This is a genomic window from Stenotrophomonas sp. HMSC10F07 (assembly GCF_001807895.1).
Taxonomy (GTDB): domain Bacteria; phylum Pseudomonadota; class Gammaproteobacteria; order Xanthomonadales; family Xanthomonadaceae; genus Stenotrophomonas; species Stenotrophomonas sepilia.
Map to the genome: position 1 here is coordinate 1 of NZ_KV791351.1, position 24,035 is coordinate 24,035.

A 24,035-nucleotide genomic window follows, 5' to 3' on the forward strand; every position below is an offset into this window, starting at 1 on the left:
AAAACCCCGCTGCTGACGCAGCGGGGTTTTTCTTTGTGCACAGGAAACGTGGGTAGTGCCGACCGCTGGCCGGCAACCCGATGGCGTTACATCGCCCGGTAGATCCACGCCATGCGTGGATGCCGTCCACGAGGAAGCATTGCGCCAACCAAGGTTGGCCGCTCCTCACGGCAGGTCCGGAAGCGGACTTTTCCTGACCCATCACGCAAAAGCAGGCAAAAAAACGGCGCCCTGCGGGCGCCGTCTTGATCAGGATCGCATTGCAGGCCCGGATCAGGCGGCCCGCGGGACCTCGTGCGGTTCCTGCTGGCGGAACACCGATACTGCCTCGGTAAGCGTCCCCGCCTGCGTCTGCAGCTCGCGTGCGGCCGCGGTGGCTTCTTCCACCAGCGCCGCGTTCTGCTGCGTGGCCTGATCCATCTGCACCACGGTCTGGTTGATCTGCTCGATGCCGATCGACTGCTCCTGCGAGGCCGCCGAGATCTCACGCATCAGATGGCTGACATTCTCCACGCCGCCGACAATGCCCTGCATCCGCTGGCCGGCGTCGGCCACCAGCTGGGCACCTTCGCCCACCTGTCGGCCTGCCTCATCGATCAGCTTCTTGATTTCCTGTGCGGCGGCGGCGGAGCGCTGCGCCAACACGCGCACCTCGCTGGCCACCACGGCGAAGCCACGGCCCTGCTCACCGGCACGTGCGGCTTCCACCGCCGCATTGAGCGCGAGGATATTGGTCTGGAAGGCGATGCCATCGATCACGCCGGTGATGTCGCCAATCCGCTTTGAGGCGCCTTCAATCGCCTGCATGGTGTCGACAACCCGCTGCATCGCGGTGTTGCCATCACTGGCGGCGCTCTGCGTGGACGCAGCCAGCTCACTGGCCTCGCGCGCATGCGCAGCGTTCTGGCGCACGGTGACGGTCAGCTCCTCCATCGAGGCTGCGGTTTCCTGCAGGTGCGCCGCCTGGCGCTCGCTGCGCTCGGACAGCGCACCATTGCCTGCAGCGATCTCGCTGGCGGCGGTACTGATCGAGGCCGCGCACTGCTGGATGCGGCCCACCATGCGCGCCAGCTGGCCGGCGGTGGCGTTGGCATCATGCTGGATCGCGGCGAAGGCACCGTGGTACTCACCGTGCATGCGCCGATCGAGATCGCCGTTGGCCAGCGCCGAAAGCATCTGCCGCACGTCGTTGACGGTGCTGCCCAGCGTATCGAGCAGCTGGTTGATGCCACCGGTCAGGCCATCGAGGAAGCTGGCGCCTTCGGTTGCCTGCAGGCGCTGGCCGAGATCGCCGGCAGCGGCAGCAGCGACGATGCCGGCCACGGCGTTCTCCAGCGCCAGCTCCTGGGTACGGTCATGCCATTCCACGGCGAAACCGAGGCGCATGCCCTGTGCATCGAACACCGGGGTGACCACCTGGGCGAAGTGCACCGGGCCGATCTGTACCTTGCCGTTGTGGCTGGCCTGCAGGCCATTGAGGATGGCGCGGATGCGGTCCGGGTTGGCATGGAAGCGATGGATGCTGCTGCCGACCAGGCGTTCGGCATCGAAGTCAGGGAAGGCCTGGCGCAGTGTCGCCTGCTGGTTGCGCAGCAGAGCCACCACCGAGCGGTTCACATAGCGGATCACGTGATCATTGTCGGCGATCATCATCGCGGTGCGCGAGGCGTCCAGCGCCTGACGGATCTGCGCATTCTCGGCATGCGCCTCAGCCTCACGCCCACGTTGGGCCTGGACGTGGCGCGCGGTATCGGCCAGCGCATGGGCCAACGAGCCGGGTGCATAGGATGCGGTGTCGGCATGTGCGCCCAGGTCGGTGCCCGTGGCGATGTCGCGGGCCAGCGCAGCCAGCCGGCGCGGGCCGTGGCCAAGCGCCTCGGTCTGCTGGCGCAGGCGCAGCGCGACCTGGCCGAGGAATGCCGTCAGCCCGGCGAACAGGCCTGCCTGCAGCAACGTAGGTCCCACTGCTGCGCCCTGCAGCAGCGGCGCCAACAGCGCGAGCGTGCCGATGCCGCCGGCCAGCCATACCGGCAGGCGATCACGATGGCTCAACAGCACGCCCAGCAGCAGTGCAATCGGCAACGCCGGCGACAGGCCCGCGATCGCGCACAACCATGCCAACTGCAGCGACAACAACAGCGCCAGGCCATTGCGGGTGGCGCTATGGCCCGCTTTGGGACCGGCCAGCCACATGGCAGGCAGCACAGCGGCCGCGACCAGCGAGGCGGTCAGGACATGAGGCCCGCGCAGGGCCAGCACCAGGCCGGCCACCGCCAGTGCCGCACTGCCGATCAGCAATCGGCGGTCAGCGCGGTGGGCGAGCCGCTGCAGATGCGGCAGGCGGGCGGTATCGGGGGGGCGAGTGGATGCAGCGGACATCGGCGACTCCTGGATCAGCAGACGACAACGGCCACACGGTGACGCACGCACGAGTGCGTGGCCAGGGCATGGACCGGGAATTCGGGGAATGCGACGCAATCAACGTCGCGCAGACGGGGCGCCGTGACCACATCCTGTGGGTGACGGAGCAATGGAGCGGGCATGCGGACTTCCTTGCAGGACCAGACACACGCCGCAGGCCCGACCGGGCCCACGTGCTGCGGACGCAGTGGCCCGCAACTGATGTATCGGCCGGAAGTGCGCAGAATGAAGTGCAGCGGACGCTGCGACTCAGCCGGCGTTGTCGTTGCCGAGGAAGCGCAGGATCACCTCGGCGATGCGTGCCGGGTCTTCCATATGCAGGTGGTGGTTGCCGGGAAACACGGCCAGCCGTCCATCACGCAGGTGCTGCAGGCGATCACTGCGCATCGGCTCGGGATAGTAGGACTGCGCCGGCGTGGCATAGATCACCTGCGTCGGGCAGGCGATGGCCTGCAGCAGGTTGTCGATCTGGCCTTCGCTGAGGCGGATCGCAGTGGGCAGCATCAGGCGCGGGTCGCTGCGCCAGCGGTAGCCACCTTCGACCGGTTCCACACCGCGCTCGACCAGCAGCCGTGCGCAGGGTTCGCTGAGCTGGTTGGTCATCATCCGCGCGCGGATCGGCGCTGCCAGATCGGGGAACACGCGCAGCTGCTTGCGTGCCAACGCGCGCGTGGCGTTCACATGCTCGCGCAGGCGATGCGCCGTTTCTTCCTCGGGACCGCGCAGGCCGCCGAGTGCTTCGATCGCCACCAGCCGTTCGATGCGATCGCTGACCGAGGCGGTGAGGCTGGCAATGCCGGCACCCATCGAATGGCCGAGCAGGCTGAAGCGGTCCCAGCCCAGTGCATCGGCGACGTCGAGTACGTGGCAGATCGCGGCGGCCGTGGTGTAGCTGGCACCGGCCGGCAGATGCGCGCTGTGGCCGTGACCGGGCAGGTCGATGGCCACCAGCTGCAGCGAGGACAGGTGCGGCGCCAGCGGCACGAAGCTGGCGGCGTTGTCGAGCCAGCCATGCAGGGCCAGCACGCGTGGGCCGCCGCCGTGGTTGCGCAGGCCGGCGACGCGTGCGCAACCGACCTGGAGTTCAAACGGTTGCAGGCTCATGCCAGCGAGGACACGGCCAGTCGTGCCAAGGCGCGTGCATGCTCCGGTTCGGCGTTGAGGCAGGGGATGTAGCGCATCGTCGCACCGCGCTCGGCCAGTGTTTCGGTGAAGCCCAGCGCAACCTCTTCCAGCGTCTCCAGACAGTCGGTGGCGAATCCCGGGCAGACCACGTCGATCTGCTTCACGCCGGATTCGGCCAGCGCCCACAGGCTGGGCTCGGCATACGGCTGCAACCAGCGCTCGCGGCCGAAGCGCGACTGGTAACCCATCTGCCAGTCGTCCTTGACCAGGCCCAGTGCATTGGCGATGGCCTGCGCACTGGCCTCGCAGCGCTGCGGATACGGGTCGCCCGCGTCGGCCAGGCGCTGCGGGATACCATGGAAGGAGAACATCAGTTTCTGACCGCGACCGTGCTGTTCCCAGTAGCGGCGGATCGATCCGGCAATGGCCTCGACCCAGCCGGGATCGACCGAGTAATCCCGCACCAGGCTCACGGTCACGCCCGGGTTGCGGCGCTGCCACGCATCGACCCGGTCTTCGACCGAGGCGGTGGTGGTGGTGGAGTACTGCGGGTACAGCGGCAACACCACGATCCGGCGCGCGCCGTCGGCGGCAAGACGGTCGAGCTCGCCGGCCAGCGCCGGTTCGCCGTAACGCATCGCATGGCGTACCGTCAGGGTCGGCAGCAGGGCCTGCATGGCCTGCGCCAGCTGGCGCGTATGTACCATCAGCGGTGAGCCGTCGGGCAGCCAGACCTGGGCGTACTTGGCCGCCGACCGGCCGCTTCGCAGCGGCAGGATCAGCCCGCGCAGCAGCGGCTGCCAGAGCAGTGCCGGAATCGCGACCACGCGCGGGTCGGACAGGAATTCGGCCAGGTAACGGCGTACGGCGGGGGCCGTCGGCGTCTCGGGCGTGCCTAGGTTGACCGCCAGCACGGCGGTATCGGGTGCGTCGAGCATGGGCGGTATTGTCGCCTATCCGGCGCCGCACCGGGATGCAGGGTTCGGATTGCAGGCATAGCGCGCATCAATGCGGGCAGGGAACGCTCATTGGGGATTCATGACAACACCACTAATTTCAGTCACTTGCTATATCTTCCTATGGACTGACTTCTGGAGCCTGCCATGCGTCGCCCGATCCAAGCCCTGCTGATCGCCGCCAGCCTGCTGTCCAGCCAGGCCATGGCCGGACCGCAGGAAGACCAGCGCGCCCGCAACGCCGTGCGCGTGCTGGCCGAAATCCAGGAAATTCCTGAACAGGGCATTCCGGATAAATTGCTCGACGAAGGCCGCGCGGTCATCGTCATTCCCGACACGATCAAGGCCGGTCTTGTCATTGGCGGTCGTCGTGGCCACGGCCTGATGTCGGTGCGCATGCCCAATGGCGCATGGTCCAACCCGGTGTTCGTGAAGCTCACCGGTGGCAGCATCGGCTTCCAGGCCGGCGTGCAATCTTCGGATGTGGTTCTGGTGTTCCGCAACGACCGCAGCCTGGACAATCTGGTCAACGGCAAGTTCACGCTCGGCGCCGATGCTGGCGTTGCCGCCGGTCCGGTCGGCCGCAATGCCGCCGCCGCCACCGACGGCCAGCTGAAGGCCGAGATCTGGTCCTGGTCGCGTGCCCGTGGGCTGTTCGCGGGCGTCGCGCTGGATGGTGCGGTGCTGCAGATCGACGATGCCGCCAACCTTGACGCCTACGGCAGCAACACCACGCCGCGCATGATCTTCGAAGGTCGCGCCGCCGGTTCGCCGTCGATGGACGTGGTCGCCTTCCGTGATCGTCTGGAAGAGGCCACCTACGCCGCCCGCAACAATCGCAACGGCAATGGTGGCAGTGCACCGCGTCCGGCGGCGACCCCGGCGGTTGCGCCGGCGCCTGTTCAGGCAGCGCCGGCGGCCCCCGCCGAAGCCACCACCGCGCCGCTGCAGAACGTGCCGCAGAACCCGCCGCCGCAGCAGCAGGGCTTCCAGCCGGTCAACGACGGCGAAATCCGCACGGAAACGCTGGGCGGGAACTGACTTTCGTCACGCGCGCCGGCTGACAGCCGGTGCGCTATGCTCGACAGCCTGATCACTAACGTAACGAGCGTCTTTATGGGCAGTTTCAGCATCTGGCATTGGTTGGTCGTGCTGGCCATCGTCCTGCTGGTGTTCGGCACCAAGCGCCTGACCAGTGGCGCCAAGGACCTCGGCTCGGCGGTCAAGGAATTCAAGAAGGGCATGCGCGACGAGGACAAGCCGAACGCGCAGCTGGGCGACGAGTCGCGCAGCCAGGACGCCTCGCGCTCCGCGCAGGACGAGCACGACCGCACCCCTCGCTGATCCGGAGCGGTTGCGGTGTTTGATATCGGCTTCAGCGAACTGCTGGTGATCGCGGTGGTCGCCCTGGTGGTGCTCGGTCCTGAGCGCCTGCCCAAGGCGGCCCGCTTCGCTGGCCTGTGGGTGCGCCGTGCCCGCAATCAGTGGGATTCGGTGAAACAGGAACTGGAACGCGAACTGCAGGCCGAGGACATCAAGCGGCAGATGCAGGAGGTGCGCCAGGGCATGCAGGACACCGAGAACCAGCTGCGCGCCAGCGGCGAGGCGATCCGTCGCGAAGCGCAGCAGGCGCAGCAGCAGGGCGATGCGCTGGCGCAGGAAGTACGCGCACCGGCGCCTGCGGATCCGCCGCCGCATATGGGCGGCCTGCCGCCTGCCGATGCACCGGTACAGGAGGGCATTGCGCCAGAGCCGATGCCGGCGACACCCCCTGAAGCCGGTGCTCCGACGCCGCAGCGCACGGAGCGCCAGCCATGAGTGAACAGGATTTCGGCGAAAGCTCGCTGGTCGAACATCTGGTGGAACTGCGCGGCCGCCTGGTGCGCGCATTGCTGGGCCTGGGCGTGGTGCTGCTGGCGCTGCTGCCGTTTACCCAGAAGCTGTACAACGCGCTGGCCGAACCGCTGGTCTCGCAGCTGCCCAACGGGCAGACGATGATCGCGACCAATCCGGCCGGCGCCTTCTTCGCGCCATTGAAGCTGACCTTCTTCGTTGCCCTGTTCGTGGCGGTGCCGTGGCTGCTGTACCAGCTGTGGGCCTTCGTCGCCCCGGGGCTTTACGCGCGTGAGAAGCGCCTGGCGGTGCCGCTGCTGGTGTCTTCGGTACTGCTGTTCTACACCGGCTGTGCCTTCGCCTACTTCCTGGTGCTGCCGGCGGTGTTCCATTTCCTGACCACCTTCAGCCCGGACGTGATCGCGATCACCCCGGATGCGAATGCCTACCTGGATTTCGTGCTGGCGATCTTCTTCGCCTTCGGTGGCAGCTTCGAACTGCCGGTGGCGATGGTGATCCTGGTGCTGCTGGGCTGGGTGACGCCGCAGCAGTTCAAGGAAGGCCGTGGCTACGCGATCGTCGGCATCTTCGTGCTGGCGGCGGTGCTGACCCCGCCGGACGTGGTCTCGCAGCTGATGCTGGCGATCCCGATGTGCCTGCTCTACGAGCTCGGCATCCACGCCGCACGCTGGCTGGTGCCGTCGTCGGCCGTGAAGAAACCCGCCGCCTGATGCGGTAGCGCCGGGCCATGCCCGGCGTGCGGGGTGCGATGTGATGCCACCGCCGGGCATGGCCCGGCGCTACCGGTGGGACCGGTCAGGCGTGGAACACGTCGCTCGAGGTCGGGGTGGTCGGGACCGGCGGTGCGGCGCGACTGCCACGGTGCACGAACATCTGCTTCCACGCGGCATAGACCGCGCCGACATACAGCGGCATCAGCACCGTGGTCAGCACCAGCTGCGCGATGAAGGCGGCGGCCAGCGGGCCACCGATCAGCATCGCGATCTGGATCACGATCACGAACAGGATGTAGATGCAGAACGCGGCGATCAGGCCGAGCACGGCGAACACGATCATCGCGCCGATGTTCTCGATGCAGCCCTGCAGGCTCAGGCGCAGCGCGTGCATGCCGCTCTGCTTGTCGAACACCACCAGCGCCGGCTGGGTGAACATCGCCAGCGACAGCGCCACCGCGCTCAGGAACACCAGCAGCATCCACAGCGCGATGCGCTTGGCCGGCAGGTTGGCCACCAGCGCTGCGGCATCGTCCGGCTTGATCTGCTGGCCACTGCGGCTGATCTCTTCCATCTTGGTCATGACCTCGCTGAAGGCGGTGAAGCCTTCGCGGCCGATCATCATGAACAGCAACGCGCCCAGCAGCAGCACCGCCAGCACCTGGATCGCCAGCGGCACCAGCAGGTGGCTGACGCGGTGGTCGCGGATCGGCTGCAGCAGGTGCGAGGACAGGCCCGGGCGGCCTTCGTCGATCTCACCCACGGCGTAGAGCATGCCGCCGAACATGATCGGCGAGATGGCCAGGGTCATCAGCTGCACGGCCATGCCGGCGGCGCCGGGAATCAGCGTCGACAACAGGGTGACCACCCAGCTCACCAGCAGCCAGGCCAGGCCGATCCGGGCCAGCTGCAGCGGCGCACGCCGATACAGCGAGAACGTATCCAGCAACCACTGGGCGCCCGCCGAGGCCGGCAGCTTGCGAATCTCTTTCATGGACATCCGGGAAGGACAGGAGGGGACGGGCGGTTGCCCGTGCCGCTGATTATCCCTGTTTTGCCGCCGGCTGGGCTGAAGACAGCCGCGCCTGTCGGACGAAGCGGCGCAGCAGCTGGCGGGCCAGCGGTGCGGCGCTGACTGCGCGCTCGATGCTGCGCGCACAGCCGCCGTGGCGGCCGATGCAGTCGGCGCGGGCGCGCACGTAGCCGCGCATGTGGTGGGTGGCGAATTCGGGGTGGAACTGCACGCCCCAGGCCTGGCGCCCCCAGCGGAACGCGTGGCAGCCATCCAGCGGCGAGCGTGCCAGCACCTCGGCACCGTCGGGTGCGCGCAGCACGGTCTGCAGGTGGGTGGCGTGAGCGGCAAAGTGCTGCGGCAGGCCCTGGAACAGCGGATCCTGTGCCGCCTGTGGCTGCAGCTCCAGTTCGATCGTGCCGGACTCGCGCCCGGCCGGGTTGTAGGCCACCTCACCGCCCAGCGCATGCGCCAGCAGCTGGTGGCCGTAGCAGATGCCGAACACCGGCAGGTCAGCGTGGGCGGTCTGGCGCAGCCACGCCGCGCTGCGCTCGCTCCAGTCGGCGTGGTCAGTAACGAAGGCGGCCGAGCCGGTCACCAGTACCCCGGCAAAACCGTGCGGATCGGGCAGGGCGCCACCGTGTTCGACATCGACCACCACCGTCTCATGTTCCTCCAGCCCGGCGGCGACGCGGATCCAGTGCGGAAAGCGCCCGTAGCGGCGCAGCGACGGTACCGGGCGGCCGGTTTCAAGGATCAGGAAGGGGGCTGGGTTCATCCGGGGGCGGCAGCACTGACAGGACTTCCTCGATTGTAGTCAGCCCCTGCGCCACCTTTTCAAGCCCGGCCTGGCGCAGGGTTCGCAGCCCTTCAGCGCGCGCGGCACGGGTGAAACCGGCCAGATCCATGTCGGCGCGGATCTGCCCGCGCAGCCGCGAGCCCAATGGCAGCAACTCATACAGGCCGATGCGGCCGAGGAATCCGGTGCGCCGGCACTCCAGGCAACCGACCGGACGACAGGGCGTGGCGGCATCTGGATATGCAGCCTGGCTATCAGCCAGCACCGCCCAGTCGGCCGCACCGAGGGTGTGCGGCTGCTTGCAGTGCGGACACAGGGTGCGCACCAGGCGTTGGGCGAGGATGCCGTTGAGGGTGCTGGCCAGCAGGTAGTGCGGCACGCCCAGGTCGAGCAGGCGGGTGACCGCCGACGGCGCGTCGTTGGTATGCAGCGTGGACAGCACCAGATGGCCGGTCAGCGAGGCCTGCACCGCCATCTGAGCGGTTTCCAGGTCGCGGATCTCGCCGATCATGATGATGTCCGGGTCCTGCCGCAGCAGGGTGCGCACGCCGCTGGCGAAGTCCAGGTCGATGTTGGCCTGCACCTGCATCTGGTTGAACTCGGGGGCGATCATCTCGATCGGGTCCTCCACCGTGCACACGTTCACGTCCGGCGTGGCCAGCCGCTTCAGCGTGGAATACAGGGTGGTGGTCTTGCCCGAGCCGGTCGGGCCGGTGACCAGCACGATGCCGTGCGGGCGCTCGACCAGTGCATTCCAGCCAGCGGCCTCCTGCGGGCTGAAGCCGAGCTGGTCGATGCTCTTGAAGGCGGCATCGGGGTCGAAGATGCGCATCACGCACTTCTCACCGAAGGCGGTGGGCATGGTAGACAGGCGCATCTCGACCTCGCGGCCACCCGGCGAGCGGGTCTTGATGCGGCCGTCCTGCGGGCGCCTGCGCTCGGCCAGGTCCATGCGGCCGAGTACCTTGATGCGGCTGACCACCGCGGTCATCACTGCCGGCGGCACCTCGAACACCTTGTGCAGCACACCATCGATGCGGAAGCGCATGCGTCCCATCTCGCGGCGCGGTTCCAGGTGGATGTCCGAGGCCCGCTGCTCATAGGCGTACTGCAGCAGCCAGTCGACGATGTGCACGATGTGCTGGTCGTCGGCATTGACGTCGCCGGTGCGGCCCAGCTCGACCAGCTGCTCGAAGCTGGGCAGGGTGGTGTTGGCCTCGCCGCGGACGTCGCCGCGCGCGCCACGCACCGAACGGGTCACCCCGTAGAACTCCATGGTGTAGCGGTGCAGGTCGAGCGGATTGACCACCGCCAGCTCGATGCGGCGGCGGGTCAGGTGCTGCAGGTCGCGGCGCCATTCCTGCACCAGCGGCTCGCTGGTGGCCACCAGTACCCGTTCGGCATCCACTGCCAGCGGCAGGAAGCGGTGGCGACGGGCATAGGCGTGGGAGACCAGCGCGGTGACCGCAGCGACGTCGACCCGGGTCGGATCGATGCGCAGGTAGCGGTTGCCGGTGCGTCGGGCCAGCCATTCGGTCAGGCGTTCCAGGGTCAGTTCGCCGCCGTCGCGGGTGGCCAGCTTGAGGTTGGACAGCAGCACCAGCGGGTGCACTTCACTGGCATTGCGCGCGCCCTGTGCGGAAAACCGCATGCGCTCGCCCTCGTGCTCGGCGACCAGGCCGTCGGCCAGCAGCGCCGCACCCACCTGCTCGAAATGCAGGCGGCCCCACGGCAGCGGGACGCCGCCTGGCTCGCCGGGCGTGCCCACCGGCAGCCGATGTTCCATCTGCCTGCTCCTCCCGGGTACGGAATGCCCCGCAGGTCGGCCGTTATACTAGCGCACCCCCTTGCCGGCCAAGACTCGTACGCATGTCCGCGACCCCGACCGTTCCGATCACCTTCCAGGGCCTGATCCAGACCCTGAACCAGTTCTGGGCCCAGCAGGGCTGCGTGCTCATCCAGCCGCTCGACCTGGAGGTGGGCGCCGGTACCTTCCACCCGGCCACCTTCCTGCGGGCGATCGGGCCGGAAAGCTGGAACGCGGCCTACGTGCAGCCGTCGCGCCGCCCGACCGACGGCCGCTACGGCGAGAACCCGAACCGCCTGCAGCGCTACTACCAGTACCAGGTGGCGATGAAGCCGGCGCCGGACAACATCCAGCAGCTGTACCTGGATTCGCTGAAGGCACTGGGCATCGATCCGCTGGTGCACGACCTGCGCTTCGTCGAGGACAACTGGGAATCGCCGACGCTGGGCGCGTGGGGCCTGGGCTGGGAAGTCTGGCTCAACGGCATGGAAGTGACCCAGTTCACCTACTTCCAGCAGGCCGGTGGCCTGGAGTGCCGACCGGTGCTGGGCGAGATCACCTACGGTCTCGAGCGTCTGTGCATGTACCTGCAGAACTGCGACAACGTCTATGACCTGGTCTGGACCTACGGCCCGGACGGCCAGCCGGTGACCTACGGCGACGTCTACCACCAGAACGAGGTGGAGCAGAGCACCTACAACTTCGAATACGCCGACGTGGACGAAATGTTCCACCGCTTCGATGCCTGCGAGCGTGAAGCGCAGAAGCTGGTGGAAGTGGGCCTGCCGCTGCCGGCCTACGAGCAGGTGATGAAGGCCAGCCACACCTTCAACCTGCTCGATGCGCGCCGCGCGATCAGCGTGACCGAGCGCCAGCGCTACATCCTGCGCGTGCGCGCGCTGGCCCAGGCGGTGGCCAAGGCGTATTACGAGCAGCGCGAGAAGCTGGGCTTCCCGGGTGCGAAGAAGGCCTGACCGCCTTCCTGCACCGTCCCGCTTTTCATCAACTACCCGGGGCGCCGGACGCGTTGCGCGCTGCGCCCCCACCACAGGATCGAACCGATGAGCCAACTGTCCCCCCTGCTGATCGAACTGGGCACCGAGGAGCTGCCGGTCAAGGCGCTGCCGGGCCTGGCCCAGGCGTTCTTCGACGGTGTTGTCGAAGGCCTGCGCAAGCGTGGCGTCGCGCTGGAGCTGGGCGATGCCCGCCCGCTGTCGACCCCGCGCCGGCTGGCCGTGCTGCTGCCGGGCGTCGGCCTGGAACAGCCGGAACAGCACAGCGAAGTGCTGGGCCCGTATCTGAACATCGCGCTGGACGCCGAAGGCCAGCCGACCAAGGCCCTGCAGGGCTTCGCCGCCAAGGCCGGGATCGACTGGACCGCGCTGGAGAAGACCACCGACAACAAGGGCGAGCGCTTCGTGCACCGCGCGGTGACCCCGGGCGCGAGCACCGCCAGCCTGTTGCCGGAAATCCTGCGCGAGGCGATCGCGGCGATGCCGATTCCCAAGCCGATGCGCTGGGGCGATCACGCCTGGGGCTTCGCCCGCCCGGCGCACTGGCTGGTGCTGCTGCACGGCGCCAACGTGGTCGAGGCCGAACTGTTCGGCCTGCAGGCCGGCCGTGCCAGCCGTGGCCATCGCTTCCACCACGACCAGGCCGTGTCGCTGGCGCAGCCGCAGGACTACGTTGAAGCGCTGCGCGCCGCGTTCGTGCTGGTCGACCCGAGCGAGCGACGTGCGCGCATCGTCGCCGAGGTCGAGGCCGCTGCAGCCGGGGCCGGTGGCAGCGCCCGCATCACCGAAGACAACCTGGAGCAGGTGGTGAACCTGGTCGAATGGCCCTCGGCGGTGCTGTGCAGCTTCGAACGCGCCTTCCTGGCAGTGCCGCAGGAAGCACTGATCGAAACGATGGAGATCAACCAGAAGTTCTTCCCGGTGCTGGATGCCGCCGGCACGCTGACCGAGAAGTTCATCGGCATCGCCAACATCGAATCGAAGGACGTGGCCGAAGTGGCCAAGGGCTACGAGCGGGTGATCCGCCCGCGTTTTGCCGATGCCAAGTTCTTCTTCGACGAGGACCTGAAGCAGGGCCTGGTGTCGATGGGCGACGGCCTGAAGACGGTGACCTACCAGGCCAAGCTGGGCAGCGTGGCCGACAAGGTGGCGCGCGTGGCCGCACTGGCCGAAGTGATCGCAGCCCAGGTCGGTGCCGATCCGGCGCAGGCCAAGCGGGCTGCCGAGCTGGCCAAGAACGACCTGCAGTCGCGCATGGTCAACGAATTCCCGGAACTGCAGGGCATCGCCGGCCGCCACTACGCCGTGGCCGGTGGTGAATCGGCCGACGTGGCGCTGGCCATCGACGAGGCCTACCAGCCACGCTTCGGTGGTGACGACATCGCGCTGTCGCCGCTGGGCAAGGTGCTGGCCATCGCCGAACGCGTGGATACGCTGGCCGGTGGTTTCGCTGCAGGCCTGAAGCCGACCGGCAACAAGGACCCGTTCGCGCTGCGCCGCAATGCGCTGGGCCTGGCCCGCACGATCATCGAAAGCGGCTTCGAACTGGACCTGCGCGCGCTGATGGCCAGCGCCAATGCCGGCCTGGCCGCGCGCAACGTGCAGGCCGATGTCGGCGAGCTGTACGACTTCATCCTCGACCGCCTGAAGGGCTACTACGGCGACAAGGGCGTGCCGGCCACGCACTTCAACGCGGTGGCCGAGTTGAAGCCGGCCTCGCTGTACGACTTCGATCGCCGCCTGGATGCAATCGGCACCTTCGCCGCGCTGCCGGAGGCAGAGGCGCTGGCCGCGGCCAACAAGCGCATCCGCAACATCCTGCGCAAGGCCGAGGGCGAGATTCCGGCGCAGATCGACGCGGCACTGCTGCAGGAAGATGCCGAGCGCGCGCTGGCCGAAGCGGTCACCGCCGCCATCGATGACACCGGCGCCAGCCTGCACCAGAAGGACTATGTGGCGGTGCTGGCACGCCTGGCGCGCCTGCGTCCGCAGGTCGACGCGTTCTTCGATGGCGTGATGGTCAACGCGGAAGATCCGGCACTGCGTGGCAACCGCCTGGCGCTGCTGACGATGCTGGGCGAGCGCCTGGGCAAGGTGGCGGCGATCGAGCATCTGTCGAGCTGACGCCCGTATCGGTAGTGCCGGCCGCTGGCCGGCATTGCCCCCGATCTGTGGGGTGCCGGCCAGCGGCCGGCACTACAGGAACATCGCCGGCGTTGTCTATCGGGGTCATTGCCGACATCGTGGACGATGCCGGCATCCTGATTGGTCGGTTGCGACAATCGACACTTTGCGGTGTATTTTGACCGCCACTTAACAACCGATCCGCAATGACGTGATGCATTTCGCATCGTCACCTCCGGTCGGTATGCTGTGCCGCATGCAGCCAAAGAAATACGCCCTGCCGCTGATGGTCCTGTCGCTGGCCGCCACTTCCGTGGTCCATGCGCGCGGCACCATCGACAAGGTGGACATCAAGGGATTGGACAAGGGCGACGACGCCGCAATCATCGAGAACATCCAGGAATCGCTGTCTCTGTACGACACGATCGGCAAGGAGCAGGGCGAATCGCGCCTGGAGTACCTGCTGTCGCAGGCCGAGCGGCAGACCCGCCAGGCGCTGGAGCCGTTCGGCTACTACAACCCGGTGATCAAGGTCGAGGCGCCGCGTGAGGACGAGCACGTGCGCGTGCTGATCCATGTCGACAAGGGCGCCCCGGTGACCGTGCGCCGCGAGCACATCGACATCACCGGCCCGGCGATGTACGACCAGTACCTGCAGGACGACCTGGCCGCCTTCAAGCCCCGCAAGGGCCAGCGCTTCGAGCACACCCAGTACGAAGCCAGCAAGATCACCATCACCCGGCGCCTGGCCGAGCGCGGCTACTTCGATGCCGACTACACCCAGCGCCAGGTGCAGATCACCCGCGCCGACAACGCCGCCGACATCGACCTGACCTGGGACAGCGGCCGCCGCTACAACATGGGCCCGGTGCGCTTCGAGCAGGATTACTTCGTCGACAAGCTGTTCGATCCACTGGTGTACTGGGACCAGGGCAGCTACTACCACGAGGGCAAGCTGGACCGGCTGCGCGAGTCGCTGACCAAGCTGGACTACTTCAGCGTGATCGACATCCAGCCGCGCCCGGACCAGGCCGACGAGAACGGCGAAGTGCCGGTGGACGTGAAGCTGACCCGGGCCAAGCGCACCATCTACACCGCAGGCCTGAGCTACGGCAGCGAGAGCGGCCCGGGTGTGCGCGGTGGCATCGAGCGGCGGTTCCTGAACAACCGTGGCCACAAGATGAACACGCAGCTGGACTATGCGCAGAAGCGCAAGAGCCTGGTCACCAGTTACCGCATTCCGGCCTTCAACTGGCTTGATGGCTGGTACACCTTCGCTGCCAGCGCGTATGACGAGCAGACCGACTACATCGACCTGCGCAACTTCAAGCTGATCGCCAGCCGCAGCGGCGAGATCAACGAACACTGGACCGCGATCGCCTCGATCAACGCGCTGCGCGAGCGCTGGCGCTATGCCTCCGGCACCGAATTCACCGACGCGGTCTACAACACCTCGACGCTGGTGTACCCGCAGATGGTTGCCGACTACGTCAACGTCGACGACGAGATGTTCCCGCGCAAGGGCATCAGCGGCGCTGCAACGGTGCGTGCCGGCGTGGAAGGCGCCGGCTCGGATACCAGCTTCGTGCAGGCCAACGCCGTGTTGCGCTGGTACATCCCGGTGGGTGAAAGCAATCGCCTGATCCTGCGCGGCGAGGGCGGCACCACCTGGACCAGCGATCTGGTGGCGATGCCGCCGAGCCTGCGCTACTTCGCCGGTGGTGACCGCAGCATCCGCGGCTACGCCTACCGTGAGGTCGGCCCGCGTACGCCGAAGCCGGACAAGTACGCGCTGGGTGCCAAGAACCTGGTGATCGGCTCGGCCGAGTACGAGCACTACTTCAACGGTGGCCCCTGGGGTGCGGCAGTGTTCGTCGATACCGGCAGTGCCTTCGACAACACCATCGACCTGCATACCGGCGTTGGCTTCGGCGTACGCTGGAAATCGCCGGTGGGCCCGGTGCGCATCGACGTGGCGCACGGCCTGAACAACCCGGATTCGCAGTTCCAGCTGTACCTGAACATCGGAGCGGACCTGTGAGCGCGTCCGCACCTACCCCGAACACCCCGCCGCCACGCGTGCGCTTCTATCGCCGTCGCCGCTTCTGGGCATGGTCGGGTGTGGGCGTGCTGGGCCTGGTGCTGCTTGCCCTGCTGGCGGTCTACTGGCTGCTACAGACCGTGGCCGGCCGTGACGTACTGCTGGCCCAGGTGGTGGCGCGGCTGCCGGTGGGCGCCAGCTTCACCTGGGACAAGGTGGACGGCCCGGTGGCCGGACCGCTGACCCTGTACAACGTCGACTTCCGCTATGACGACATCCATTTCCACGCCGAGCGTGCCCACCTGGAGCCGGACCTGCGCCCGCTGTTGGGCCGCAAGCTGCTGCTGGACAAGCTGGAGCTGACCAACGCGACGTTGAACCTGGCCAAGAGCGATGAGCCGTTCAAGCTGCCGTCGTGGCCCGATTCCCTGCCGCAGATCGAGATGCCGCTGGCGATCCAGGCCGATGCCATCGCCATCGATGGCTTCCGCATCAGCCAGGCCAACGAACCGGTGATCGACATCAGCCGCGTGCGCGGCGGCATCGAGATCGCCAACGGCGAGTTCCAGGCGCACAAGCTGGTGGTGGACAGTGACATGGGCAACTTCACTGCCCAGGGCCGTTACATCCCGGCCAAGGACTACGACACCGACGTGACGGTGACGGCGGTGTTGCCGGCACCGCGTGGGCGCACAGCCGCTACCGTCGGCCTGGTCGCCCGCGGTGACCTGTCGCACATGGAAGTGGCGGTGGCCGGGCGTGCACCGAAGCCGCTGCACGCGATGCTGGTGTTCGATGGCCGCACCGACCCGACGTGGAACGCCAGCGTGCGCAGCGACGAGCTGGATCTGGCGTTGCTGTCGCCGGCCTTGGCCAGCTCGGCGATCACGCCGTTGTCGCTGGATTTCACCGCTGCTGGCAAGGGCGGCAATGCCAACCTGCGTGGCAGGGTGAAGCAGGGCGAGCAGGAACTGGAACTTGCACCGTCCATGGTGTCATTGCAGGACCAGGTACTGAAGGTCTCGCCGCTGCTGCTGAAGGGCCTCGGTGGCGAAGCCCGCCTGGAGGGCACCGCCGATTTCAGCCAGGAAGACCAGCAGAAGCTCAACTTCTCGGTGGTCGCGCGGGACCTGACCTATGTGCCGACGCCCGATCCGAACACCGCCGGCAGCGCACCGGTGCCGGTGACCCTGAAGGAAGCACGCTTTGGCCTGGCTGGCACGTTGAAGGCCTGGGCCGCGATCGGCCGCGCCGAGGTGGAGCGTGATGCACAGAAGGCGCAGTTGCGCTTCGACGTGCGCGGCAACGATCAGGCCGCGTCGATCCACCAGCTGCAGGCGCAGACCCCGGGTGGCCAGCTGCAGGTGGAAGGCCAGGTGGCGTGGGCACCGCAGCTGGACTGGGACGCCAAGGCCACGCTGAAGGACTTCGACCCCGGCTATTTCGTGCCGGGCTGGAACGGCCGCCTGTCCGGCAACCTGGCCTCCAAGGGCCGCCAGCTGCCGCCGCCGGCCAATGCCGCACCGGGCACCTCGGGTACGCTGGAAGCCACGGTGGACCTGCCCTCGCTGAAGGGCATCCTGCGCCAGCGCAATCTCGACGCACAGGGCAAGTTCGCACTGCAGGGCGCGCAGGGCCAGGGTGACCTGAAGCTGTCGCTGGGCAGCAGCCGGGTGACCGCGTCGGGCAAGGTCGGCGACCGCCTCGACATCGATGCGCGTTTCGAGCCGCTGCAGTTGAGCGACCTGCTGCCGGGCGCCGACGGTGGCCTGCGTGGCCAGGTACAGGTGAAGGGCCCGCGCGATGCGCCGGACATCACCGCTGACCTGGTCGGCAACAACCTCAACTGGGATGGCTACGGTGCCGAGAGCGTGAGCATCAAGGGCCGCCTGCCGTGGCGCGGCGACAGCGGCACGCTGGCCGTGCAGGGCCAGCAGGTCAACGCGGGCATGCTGCTGGAGCGGCTGAACATCGACGCACAGGGCAGTGTGTCCAACCTGCGCCTGGCCGCGCAGACCCGCAACGAGATGGGTGCGGTCGAGCTGCAGGGTAGCGTGCGCCAGCAGGGCACGCAGTGGCGTGGCGAACTGGCGTCGCTGCGCATCGCACCGGTGAAGGGCGATGCCTGGGCGCTGCGTGCACCGGCGGCGTTCGCGATCAACGGCAGCACCTACACCCTGTCCGAAGCCTGCCTGGCCGCCGCGAGCAGCGGCGCGCTGTGCGCACAGGCCAACTGGCCGCGCGAAGGCCTGGTGGTGCGCAGCGACGCGCTGCCGCTGGCGCTGGTGCAGCCGTGGTTGCCGCCGCAGTCCGGGCGCCGCATCTACCTTCGCGGCGATGTCAGCCTGGACGCGCACATCCGCCCGCGCGGCAACGCCTGGGAAGGCCATGTGGAGGTGCGCTCGAAGGAAGGCGGCGTCCGCCTGGGCGAGAACCGCAACACCGTGGGCGATACCACCCGCGGCGAGCTGGTGCGCTATGACCAGTTCTCGCTGAAGCTCGACATGACCCCGGCCAGCATCAAGGGCTACCTGGGCATGGGCTTCCAGGGCAATGGCTTCGTCGACGCCAAGATGCAGACCGGCTGGGAAGCCAGTGCGCCGCTTAATGGTGAGCTCTACCTCAACATGTCGCGGCTGTACTGGCTGGAGCTGTTCTCGCCGGACATCGTGCGACCGACCGGCCTGATCGAAGGCCACGTCAGCCTGCGCGGGACGCGAGGCCAGCCGTCGCTGGGCGGTGACGCACAGCTGAGCAACTTCAAGGGTGAATTCCCGGCGCTCGGCCTGACCTTCGACCAGGGCAAGGGCAGCTTCGTGGCCCAGCCCGATGGTTCGGCCAAGATCACCGCGCAGGCCAACTCGGGCCAGGGCACGCTGTACGTGGACGGTGGCCTGTCGTGGTTCGGCGATGCGCAGCCGCTGCAGCTGAAGATCCATGGCGAGAACGTGCTGCTGTCCAACACCAGCGAACTGCGCATCGTCGCCAACCCCAACCTCGACTTCACCCTGGCCAAGGCGGCGATGGAGCTGCGCGGCACCGTGCACGTGCCCGAGGCCGACATCGATCTGGAACGCTTGGACCGCGGCACCTCGGTGTCCGAAGACGTGGTGGTGCTCGACCCGGCCGATCCGGAAGAGTCGCGCACCTCGCCGCTGGACATGGACCTGACGGTCAGCCTGGGCGACAAGGTGAAGATGACCGGGTTCGGTCTGAAGGGCGCGCTGACCGGCAAGATGCAGGTCTGGGCCAAGCCCGGCCGCGAAATGACCGCTAATGGCGGCCTGGAAGTGAGCGGCCGCTACAAGGCGTATGGGCAGGACCTGACCATCACCCGTGGCAACCTCAACTGGAACTACAACGCGGTGTCCGACCCGCGCATCAACATCCGCGCCGAGCGCCGCATCGGTGATGTCACCGCCGGCATCGACGTGACCGGGCGTGCCCAGCAACCCCGTGCCGACGTGTGGTCCGATCCGGCGATGTCGCAGTCCGAGGCACTGGCCTATCTGGTGCTGGGACGCAGCCTGACCGGCGCCAGCAGCGACCAGGCGCAGCAGGTCAACGCGGCCTCGGCGGCGCTCTCGGCTGGCAGTGGCCTGCTCGCCTCGCAGCTGGGTGCCAAGCTGGGCCTGGATGATGCAGGCGTGAGCCAGTCGCGCGCGCTGGGTGGTTCGGTGATCGGCGTCGGCAAGTACATCTCGCCCAAGCTTTACGTGGGTTACGGCGTGTCGCTGGTGGGCGCCGGTTCGGTGATCACGCTGAAGTACCTGCTGCGCCGCGGGTTTGATGTGGAAGTGGAATCGAGCACGGTGGAAAACCGTGGTTCGATCAACTGGCGGCGGGAGAAATGACCGGGTCGGGGGCGGCGCCCTTTCGTTGAAAGGGTCCGACCCCTGGCTTCTTCAGCTGCGGCGCAGCCGCTGGCGGTGCCCGGACAGGTCCATGCTCCACAGCAGCAGCGCACCCAGAAGCGCCGGCAGCACGCTGAGCACGGACAGCATCACCAGGAATGACACTGGCAATTCCATGCGGACGGGCTTGCCCCGGCGCAGCTGGTAGCGGATCCATGCCGTGGCCAGCACGGTCCAGGCCAGCAGCCAGCACAGCGGTGCCAACCACAGCGAAGGCGAGGGCACCCACAGGTAGACGGCGGTACCGACCACTGCGATGGCTGCGCAGGCGACCGGCAGGGCCAGCCAACGCAGCCGGGAAGGCGGCACGGACGGGTCTTCAGGGGCGCTCTGCCAGACGAACAGATGACGCAGGCCAATGGCCAGCAGCGTGCCGAGCAGTGGCGCCAGCGCTGCCGTGCCCAGCACGATCGCCCTGCGCTGCTCTTCCGACTGGTAGGGCAGCAGCGTGTTGGCGATCTGGGTGGTGGCCAACGCGATGAAGGCCATCAACGTCAGCGCCACGCTTGCCAGCAGTGCACGCAGCAATGACAACTGTGCTGCGGTGAGGCGGGTGACATCGCTGGCGCCGGCCCAGAAGCGGGCTTGGCCCGCATCGATGCCGGGCGGCAGAGGACGGTCCTCCTGGCAGCCCAGTACGTCCATCAACGCTGCGGCCTGGCGCGGCACGCGCAGCGGCAGCGCGGACATCAGGTTGCGCAGGTGCGAACGCGGTTCGCGCAGCTGCTGAAGGCGGCTGGCAGCGTCATCGTGGCTGGTCCAGCGTCCGCCACGCGCCTCCATCTGCTGGGCCAGCAGATCGGTCTGCGCGGGCAGTTGCAGCCAGTCCTGCCAGGCGTGTTCGGCCAGCTCGCGCAGTTCGCCTGGTGCCAGGCCGCAGCCCGCGTCGTCCCAGCCGAAGGCCTGGTAAAGCGCCGCGGCTTCGGACAGGTTCATGGGCGCCTGCCGCGCGCGCAGCGCCTGCAGCACCCTAGCACTGGCTTCAGCGCGCTCGTCCAGGGACCACTGGCTGCGCAGACCCTGCAGGTACACCGCGAAAGGTTGCGGGTCGGTGGATTTGGCGCGCTCCAGCAGGTCCATCCAGTTGCTCATGGGTTTGCCTCGTGTGGGGGCTGCAGGCTTGAACGATCACTGTCTGCATTGCCGGGGGAGCTGGAAAATGCCCCGCGGAGGATTGCGATGGCGGCCAGCAGGGCGCACGTCAGAAGCAGTGCCAAAGCGACCGTTCGCCGCGTGAAGCGTCTGCGTGACGGCACGGAATGGTGCAGGGCGTCGCATGCGGCCGCCCAGAACATGACCTGCCTGCGCTGCAATGGCGGTGGGAGCGCCACGTGCGCCATCACAGGCACGCCGACAAGGTAATGCAGCGTTTCACGCATTTCGTGCCGCGTGCGCGCGGACAGCGCCTGGATGCGCGCGCGCAGTGGGTGCCAGGGGCCACTGAGCCGGGCGACACGGGTGCGGGCCTGCACCACCGAAACCGGCGCATTCTCAAGATGCATGTAACGGGCGAGCGCGGTCTCGTTGCCTGGCACCAGCAACCAGCACAGGTGCATGCTGTGGCCGAGGGCGGCCATGTCGTAGCACTCGCGGCTACTGTCCCGGTCATACCACTGGAAGCGGTCGGCCAGCTGCTCGAAGTTCGCTTGCGGGAACGGCGTAGTGCCCTTCATCAGCCGTTGCCAGGTTGCCAGGTTCACCGCGCCAGCATCCGCGGGGGGCTGCAGTTCCGGGGACTGCTGCAGCCAGGCTGCGAAGTCTGCCGGATCGCGTTGCTGACCGTTGCGGACGATGCGGTCGGCAAGCGCCTCGGCGGCAGATAGCCCTGTCGAATGCGTGGTGCCCAGATCGATTCCTGCGATCATCGGTCCTTCCCTAGTATCCGTGCCTGATTCTAGCCAGCATCGGTGCCCCCAACCATCGGCCGTTGCCCCATGCGGCCCCAGCGGCTATGGTCCCGGGCTGTTCTGTCGTACCGGATTGCCTCATGTCACCACGCAAAGCCCTTCCCACCGCCCTGGCCCTGGGCCTGACCCTCGCCGCCGGTGCCCACGCCGATGAAGGCATGTGGATGCCGACCCAGCTGCCGGACCTGGCCAAGCCGCTGCAGGCCGCTGGCTTCAAGGGTAATCCGGCCGACCTGGCCAATGTCACCGCGCCGCCGCTGAGCGCGGTGGTGCGCGCTGGCGGCGGCACCGGCTCGTTCGTGTCCAGCGACGGCCTGCTGCTGACCAATCACCACGTGGCGATGGGCGTGATCCAGTACAACAGCTCCCCAGAGCACGACCTGATCAACGGTGGCTTCATCGCCAGGGACCGTGCCGATGAGCGCCCGGCCAACCCGGACTTCCGCGTGCTGGTCACCGTCGGCTTCGACAAGGTGACCGACCAGGTGCTGGCGCAGGCCCGCGGCAAGACCGGCCGTGCCTACTTCGATGCCGTCGATGCCGCCAGCAAGCAGATCGTGGCCGAGTGCGAGAAGGATGGCAGTGTGCGCTGCTCGGTGGCCAACATGTACTACGGCACCGACTTCTACCGCATCGCCCAGCTGGAACTCAGCGACGTGCGCCTGGTGTACGCGCCGCCGCGTGCGATCGGCAACTATGGCGATGAGATCGACAATTTCATGTGGCCGCGCCACACCGGCGACTTCACCCTGCTGCGCGCCTATGTGGGCAAGGACGGCAAGCCGGCCGCCTACAGCAAGGACAACGTGCCCTACCAGGCGCCGGCACACCTGCAGATGTCGGTGGAGGGCCCGAAGGAGGGCGACTACGCGATGCTGGCCGGTTATCCGGGCATCACTTACCGCCACCGTACCGCGGCAGAATTCGCCGGCCAGATCGACACCGTGCTGCCGCGCCGCGTTTCGGTGTTCCAGCAGATGATCGACACCATCGAGGCGGCAACCGCCAAGGACGCGCAGGCACGTACCCGTTACGCTTCGCAGCTGCAGTCGCTGAAGAACAACCGCAAGCGCGCCGCCGGTGAGCTGGAAGGTCTGCTGCGCAGCGACGCCAAGGCCCAGCGTGCCGCCGACGAGACCGCGATGCTGGCCGCCACCGACCGCAGGTACCAGAGCGACATCAAGGCGCTGCTGGCCAACCTGTCACAGGGCGCGGCGGTGGGCGAGCGTGACCTGCTGCTGGACCAGATGGCCGCACAGAGCCAGTTGCTGCGCTCGGCGCTGCTGCTGGAGCGCCTGCGCATCGAATCGGCCAAACCGGACGCGCAGCGCGAGAGCGGTTACCAGCAGCGCGACCAGGCGATGATCGAAGGCGTGCTCAAGCAGGTCCAGCGCCGCTACGCGCCGGAGGTCGAGAAGGCCCTGCTGACCACCCTGCTGACCCGTTACCAGCAGCTGCCGGACGCGCAGCGCGTGGCCGAGTTCGACGCCGCCTTCGGCCGTACCCCGCAGCAGCTGGCCAAGGCACTGGACACCCTGTACGCCGGCACTCAGCTGGGTGACGAGGCGCAGCGCCTGTCGCGCTTCGCGGCTGCGCGCGAAGGCAAGGCCCTGGCCGCCGATCCGCTGATCGCCGTGGCCGGCCCGCTGGTGGCCGCGCAGCTGCGCATCGAGAACGAAAGCAAGACCCGCGAGGGCGAGCAGCTGCGCCTGCGCCCGGCCTACATGCAGGCGCTGTTCGCCTGGCGTGCCAAGCAGGGCCGCGCCGTGTACCCGGATGCCAACCGCACCCTGCGCATCAGCTACGGCAAGGTCGAGGCACTGCACCCGCGCGATGGCGTGACCTACTCGCCGGTTACCACCGTGGCCGGCATCGTCGAGAAGAACACCAACGCCTATCCGTTCGACGCACCCAAGCCGCTGCTGGCAGCGATCGCCAAGGGTGACTTCGGCAGCACCGCCGATCCGGCACTGAAGACCCAGACGGTCAACTTCCTGACCAACCTGGACACCACCGGCGGCAACTCCGGCTCGCCGGTGCTCAATGCCAAGGGCGAACTGATCGGCCTGAACTTTGACAGCAACTGGGAGTCGGTCAGCGCCAGCTGGTGGTTCGACCCGCGCTACAAGCGTGCCGTGCACGTGGACATGCGCTACCTGCGCTGGCTGCTGGCCAAGGTCTACCCGGCGCCGGAACTGCTGAAGGAAATGGGCGTGCCGGCCCAGTAAGAAGCCGGCCACGACCCACGGTCGTGGCCCGCACCGCGTAAGCCCCCACACTGGTGGGGGCGGTTGCCCCCAACGAGCCCGTACACCCGGCCGCGCCTGGCCTACACTGCGGGTTCCTCCG

The 24,035-nt window shown here is 67.8% G+C and carries 17 protein-coding genes; 9 read left to right on the forward strand and 8 right to left on the reverse strand.

Features of this window, described 5'->3' with window-relative positions:
* Nucleotides 1-273 precede the first annotated feature (273 nt).
* The 3 genes from HMPREF3114_RS06045 to hemH form a co-directional block, all read right to left on the reverse strand.
* A complete protein-coding gene (locus HMPREF3114_RS06045; protein ID WP_070489357.1) occupies nt 274-2,379 on the reverse strand; it encodes a methyl-accepting chemotaxis protein in 2,106 nt (701 codons plus the stop codon).
* Between the two features lie 291 nt (nt 2,380-2,670).
* Nucleotides 2,671-3,525 (reverse strand): alpha/beta fold hydrolase, encoded by an 855-nt coding sequence (locus tag HMPREF3114_RS06050; RefSeq protein WP_053500652.1) that lies wholly within the window; start codon nt 3,523-3,525, stop codon nt 2,671-2,673.
* Nucleotides 3,522-4,484 carry a ferrochelatase gene (gene hemH / locus HMPREF3114_RS06055; protein WP_053500650.1) on the reverse strand — a complete coding sequence of 321 codons (963 nt, stop codon included), beginning with the start codon at nt 4,482-4,484 and terminating at the stop codon, nt 3,522-3,524. Before hemH ends, HMPREF3114_RS06050 begins: the two co-directional genes overlap by 4 nt.
* A 165-nt stretch (nt 4,485-4,649) precedes the next feature.
* Here hemH and HMPREF3114_RS06060 point away from each other — a divergent pair, with 165 nt between their 5' ends.
* The 4 genes from HMPREF3114_RS06060 (at nt 4,650) to tatC (ending at nt 7,066) form a co-directional block, all read left to right on the forward strand.
* On the forward strand, nt 4,650-5,543 hold the full coding sequence (locus HMPREF3114_RS06060; RefSeq protein WP_049411991.1) for a lipid-binding SYLF domain-containing protein: 894 nt from the start codon (nt 4,650-4,652) through the stop codon (nt 5,541-5,543).
* A gap of 75 nt (nt 5,544-5,618) precedes the next feature.
* Nucleotides 5,619-5,846, forward strand: coding sequence for a Sec-independent protein translocase subunit TatA (gene tatA, locus HMPREF3114_RS06065; protein WP_053500648.1), 228 nt, complete (start codon nt 5,619-5,621; stop codon nt 5,844-5,846).
* A gap of 15 nt (nt 5,847-5,861) precedes the next feature.
* Nucleotides 5,862-6,320, forward strand: coding sequence for a Sec-independent protein translocase protein TatB (gene tatB, locus HMPREF3114_RS06070; RefSeq protein ID WP_053500646.1), 459 nt, complete (start codon nt 5,862-5,864; stop codon nt 6,318-6,320).
* Entirely contained in the window at nt 6,317-7,066 is a 750-nt protein-coding gene (gene tatC, locus HMPREF3114_RS06075; RefSeq protein WP_005420449.1) for a twin-arginine translocase subunit TatC, read from the forward strand. Before tatB ends, tatC begins: the two co-directional genes overlap by 4 nt.
* A gap of 85 nt (nt 7,067-7,151) precedes the next feature.
* Here tatC and HMPREF3114_RS06080 read toward each other — a convergent pair whose 3' ends face one another.
* From HMPREF3114_RS06080 to HMPREF3114_RS06090, 3 genes are read right to left on the reverse strand one after another with little or no spacing between them, the layout of a single operon-like run.
* Nucleotides 7,152-8,063, reverse strand: coding sequence for a BPSS1780 family membrane protein (locus HMPREF3114_RS06080; RefSeq protein WP_070489359.1), 912 nt, complete (start codon nt 8,061-8,063; stop codon nt 7,152-7,154).
* Between the two features lie 49 nt (nt 8,064-8,112).
* Nucleotides 8,113-8,859, reverse strand: coding sequence for a glutamine amidotransferase (locus HMPREF3114_RS06085; protein WP_065177803.1), 747 nt, complete (start codon nt 8,857-8,859; stop codon nt 8,113-8,115).
* Complete coding sequence (locus HMPREF3114_RS06090; RefSeq protein ID WP_070489360.1) at nt 8,831-10,666, reverse strand: GspE/PulE family protein; 1,836 nt, start codon at nt 10,664-10,666, stop codon at nt 8,831-8,833. Before HMPREF3114_RS06090 ends, HMPREF3114_RS06085 begins: the two co-directional genes overlap by 29 nt.
* 83 nt (nt 10,667-10,749) lie before the next feature.
* On the opposite strand from HMPREF3114_RS06090, the gene glyQ reads away from it, so the two are divergent.
* The 4 genes from glyQ (at nt 10,750) to HMPREF3114_RS06110 (ending at nt 19,719) form a co-directional block, all read left to right on the forward strand.
* Nucleotides 10,750-11,661, forward strand: coding sequence for a glycine--tRNA ligase subunit alpha (gene glyQ, locus HMPREF3114_RS06095; RefSeq protein ID WP_049412007.1), 912 nt, complete (start codon nt 10,750-10,752; stop codon nt 11,659-11,661).
* A gap of 87 nt (nt 11,662-11,748) precedes the next feature.
* The gene (glyS, locus tag HMPREF3114_RS06100) at nt 11,749-13,824 is read left to right on the forward strand and encodes a glycine--tRNA ligase subunit beta (protein ID WP_070489362.1); all 2,076 of its coding nucleotides are present in this window, start codon (nt 11,749-11,751) and stop codon (nt 13,822-13,824) included.
* A gap of 244 nt (nt 13,825-14,068) precedes the next feature.
* On the forward strand, nt 14,069-15,865 hold the full coding sequence (locus HMPREF3114_RS06105; protein WP_032954656.1) for an autotransporter assembly complex protein TamA: 1,797 nt from the start codon (nt 14,069-14,071) through the stop codon (nt 15,863-15,865).
* Nucleotides 15,862-19,719 carry a translocation/assembly module TamB domain-containing protein gene (locus HMPREF3114_RS06110; protein WP_070489364.1) on the forward strand — a complete coding sequence of 1,286 codons (3,858 nt, stop codon included), beginning with the start codon at nt 15,862-15,864 and terminating at the stop codon, nt 19,717-19,719. The genes HMPREF3114_RS06105 and HMPREF3114_RS06110 overlap by 4 nt, the downstream gene beginning before the upstream one ends.
* Nucleotides 19,720-19,770: 51 nt before the next feature.
* On the opposite strand, the gene HMPREF3114_RS06115 is transcribed toward HMPREF3114_RS06110, so the two are convergent.
* Nucleotides 19,771-20,871 (reverse strand): hypothetical protein, encoded by a 1,101-nt coding sequence (locus HMPREF3114_RS06115; RefSeq protein WP_053498777.1) that lies wholly within the window; start codon nt 20,869-20,871, stop codon nt 19,771-19,773.
* Entirely contained in the window at nt 20,868-21,644 is a 777-nt protein-coding gene (locus HMPREF3114_RS06120; RefSeq protein WP_053498780.1) for a hypothetical protein, read from the reverse strand. The genes HMPREF3114_RS06115 and HMPREF3114_RS06120 overlap by 4 nt, the downstream gene beginning before the upstream one ends.
* A gap of 122 nt (nt 21,645-21,766) precedes the next feature.
* Here HMPREF3114_RS06120 and HMPREF3114_RS06125 point away from each other — a divergent pair, with 122 nt between their 5' ends.
* Nucleotides 21,767-23,914: a S46 family peptidase gene (locus HMPREF3114_RS06125; RefSeq protein WP_053498782.1), complete on the forward strand. Its 2,148-nt coding sequence runs from the start codon at nt 21,767-21,769 to the stop codon at nt 23,912-23,914.
* Nucleotides 23,915-24,035: the final 121 nt, after the last annotated feature.

What these genes read in the sequence shown, in the direction of transcription:
- HMPREF3114_RS06045 (WP_070489357.1), bottom strand. Translation starts at nt 2,379, where the DNA reads ATGTCCGCTGCATCCACTCGCCCCCCCGATACCGCCCGCCTGCCGCAT.
- HMPREF3114_RS06050 (WP_053500652.1), bottom strand. Translation starts at nt 3,525, where the DNA reads ATGAGCCTGCAACCGTTTGAACTCCAGGTCGGTTGCGCACGCGTCGCC.
- hemH (WP_053500650.1), bottom strand. Translation starts at nt 4,484, where the DNA reads ATGCTCGACGCACCCGATACCGCCGTGCTGGCGGTCAACCTAGGCACG.
- HMPREF3114_RS06060 (WP_049411991.1), top strand. Translation starts at nt 4,650, where the DNA reads ATGCGTCGCCCGATCCAAGCCCTGCTGATCGCCGCCAGCCTGCTGTCC.
- tatA (WP_053500648.1), top strand. Translation starts at nt 5,619, where the DNA reads ATGGGCAGTTTCAGCATCTGGCATTGGTTGGTCGTGCTGGCCATCGTC.
- tatC (WP_005420449.1), top strand. Translation starts at nt 6,317, where the DNA reads ATGAGTGAACAGGATTTCGGCGAAAGCTCGCTGGTCGAACATCTGGTG.
- HMPREF3114_RS06080 (WP_070489359.1), bottom strand. Translation starts at nt 8,063, where the DNA reads ATGAAAGAGATTCGCAAGCTGCCGGCCTCGGCGGGCGCCCAGTGGTTG.
- HMPREF3114_RS06085 (WP_065177803.1), bottom strand. Translation starts at nt 8,859, where the DNA reads ATGAACCCAGCCCCCTTCCTGATCCTTGAAACCGGCCGCCCGGTACCG.
- HMPREF3114_RS06090 (WP_070489360.1), bottom strand. Translation starts at nt 10,666, where the DNA reads ATGGAACATCGGCTGCCGGTGGGCACGCCCGGCGAGCCAGGCGGCGTC.
- glyQ (WP_049412007.1), top strand. Translation starts at nt 10,750, where the DNA reads ATGTCCGCGACCCCGACCGTTCCGATCACCTTCCAGGGCCTGATCCAG.
- glyS (WP_070489362.1), top strand. Translation starts at nt 11,749, where the DNA reads ATGAGCCAACTGTCCCCCCTGCTGATCGAACTGGGCACCGAGGAGCTG.
- HMPREF3114_RS06105 (WP_032954656.1), top strand. Translation starts at nt 14,069, where the DNA reads ATGCTGTGCCGCATGCAGCCAAAGAAATACGCCCTGCCGCTGATGGTC.
- HMPREF3114_RS06115 (WP_053498777.1), bottom strand. Translation starts at nt 20,871, where the DNA reads ATGAGCAACTGGATGGACCTGCTGGAGCGCGCCAAATCCACCGACCCG.
- HMPREF3114_RS06120 (WP_053498780.1), bottom strand. Translation starts at nt 21,644, where the DNA reads ATGATCGCAGGAATCGATCTGGGCACCACGCATTCGACAGGGCTATCT.
- HMPREF3114_RS06125 (WP_053498782.1), top strand. Translation starts at nt 21,767, where the DNA reads ATGTCACCACGCAAAGCCCTTCCCACCGCCCTGGCCCTGGGCCTGACC.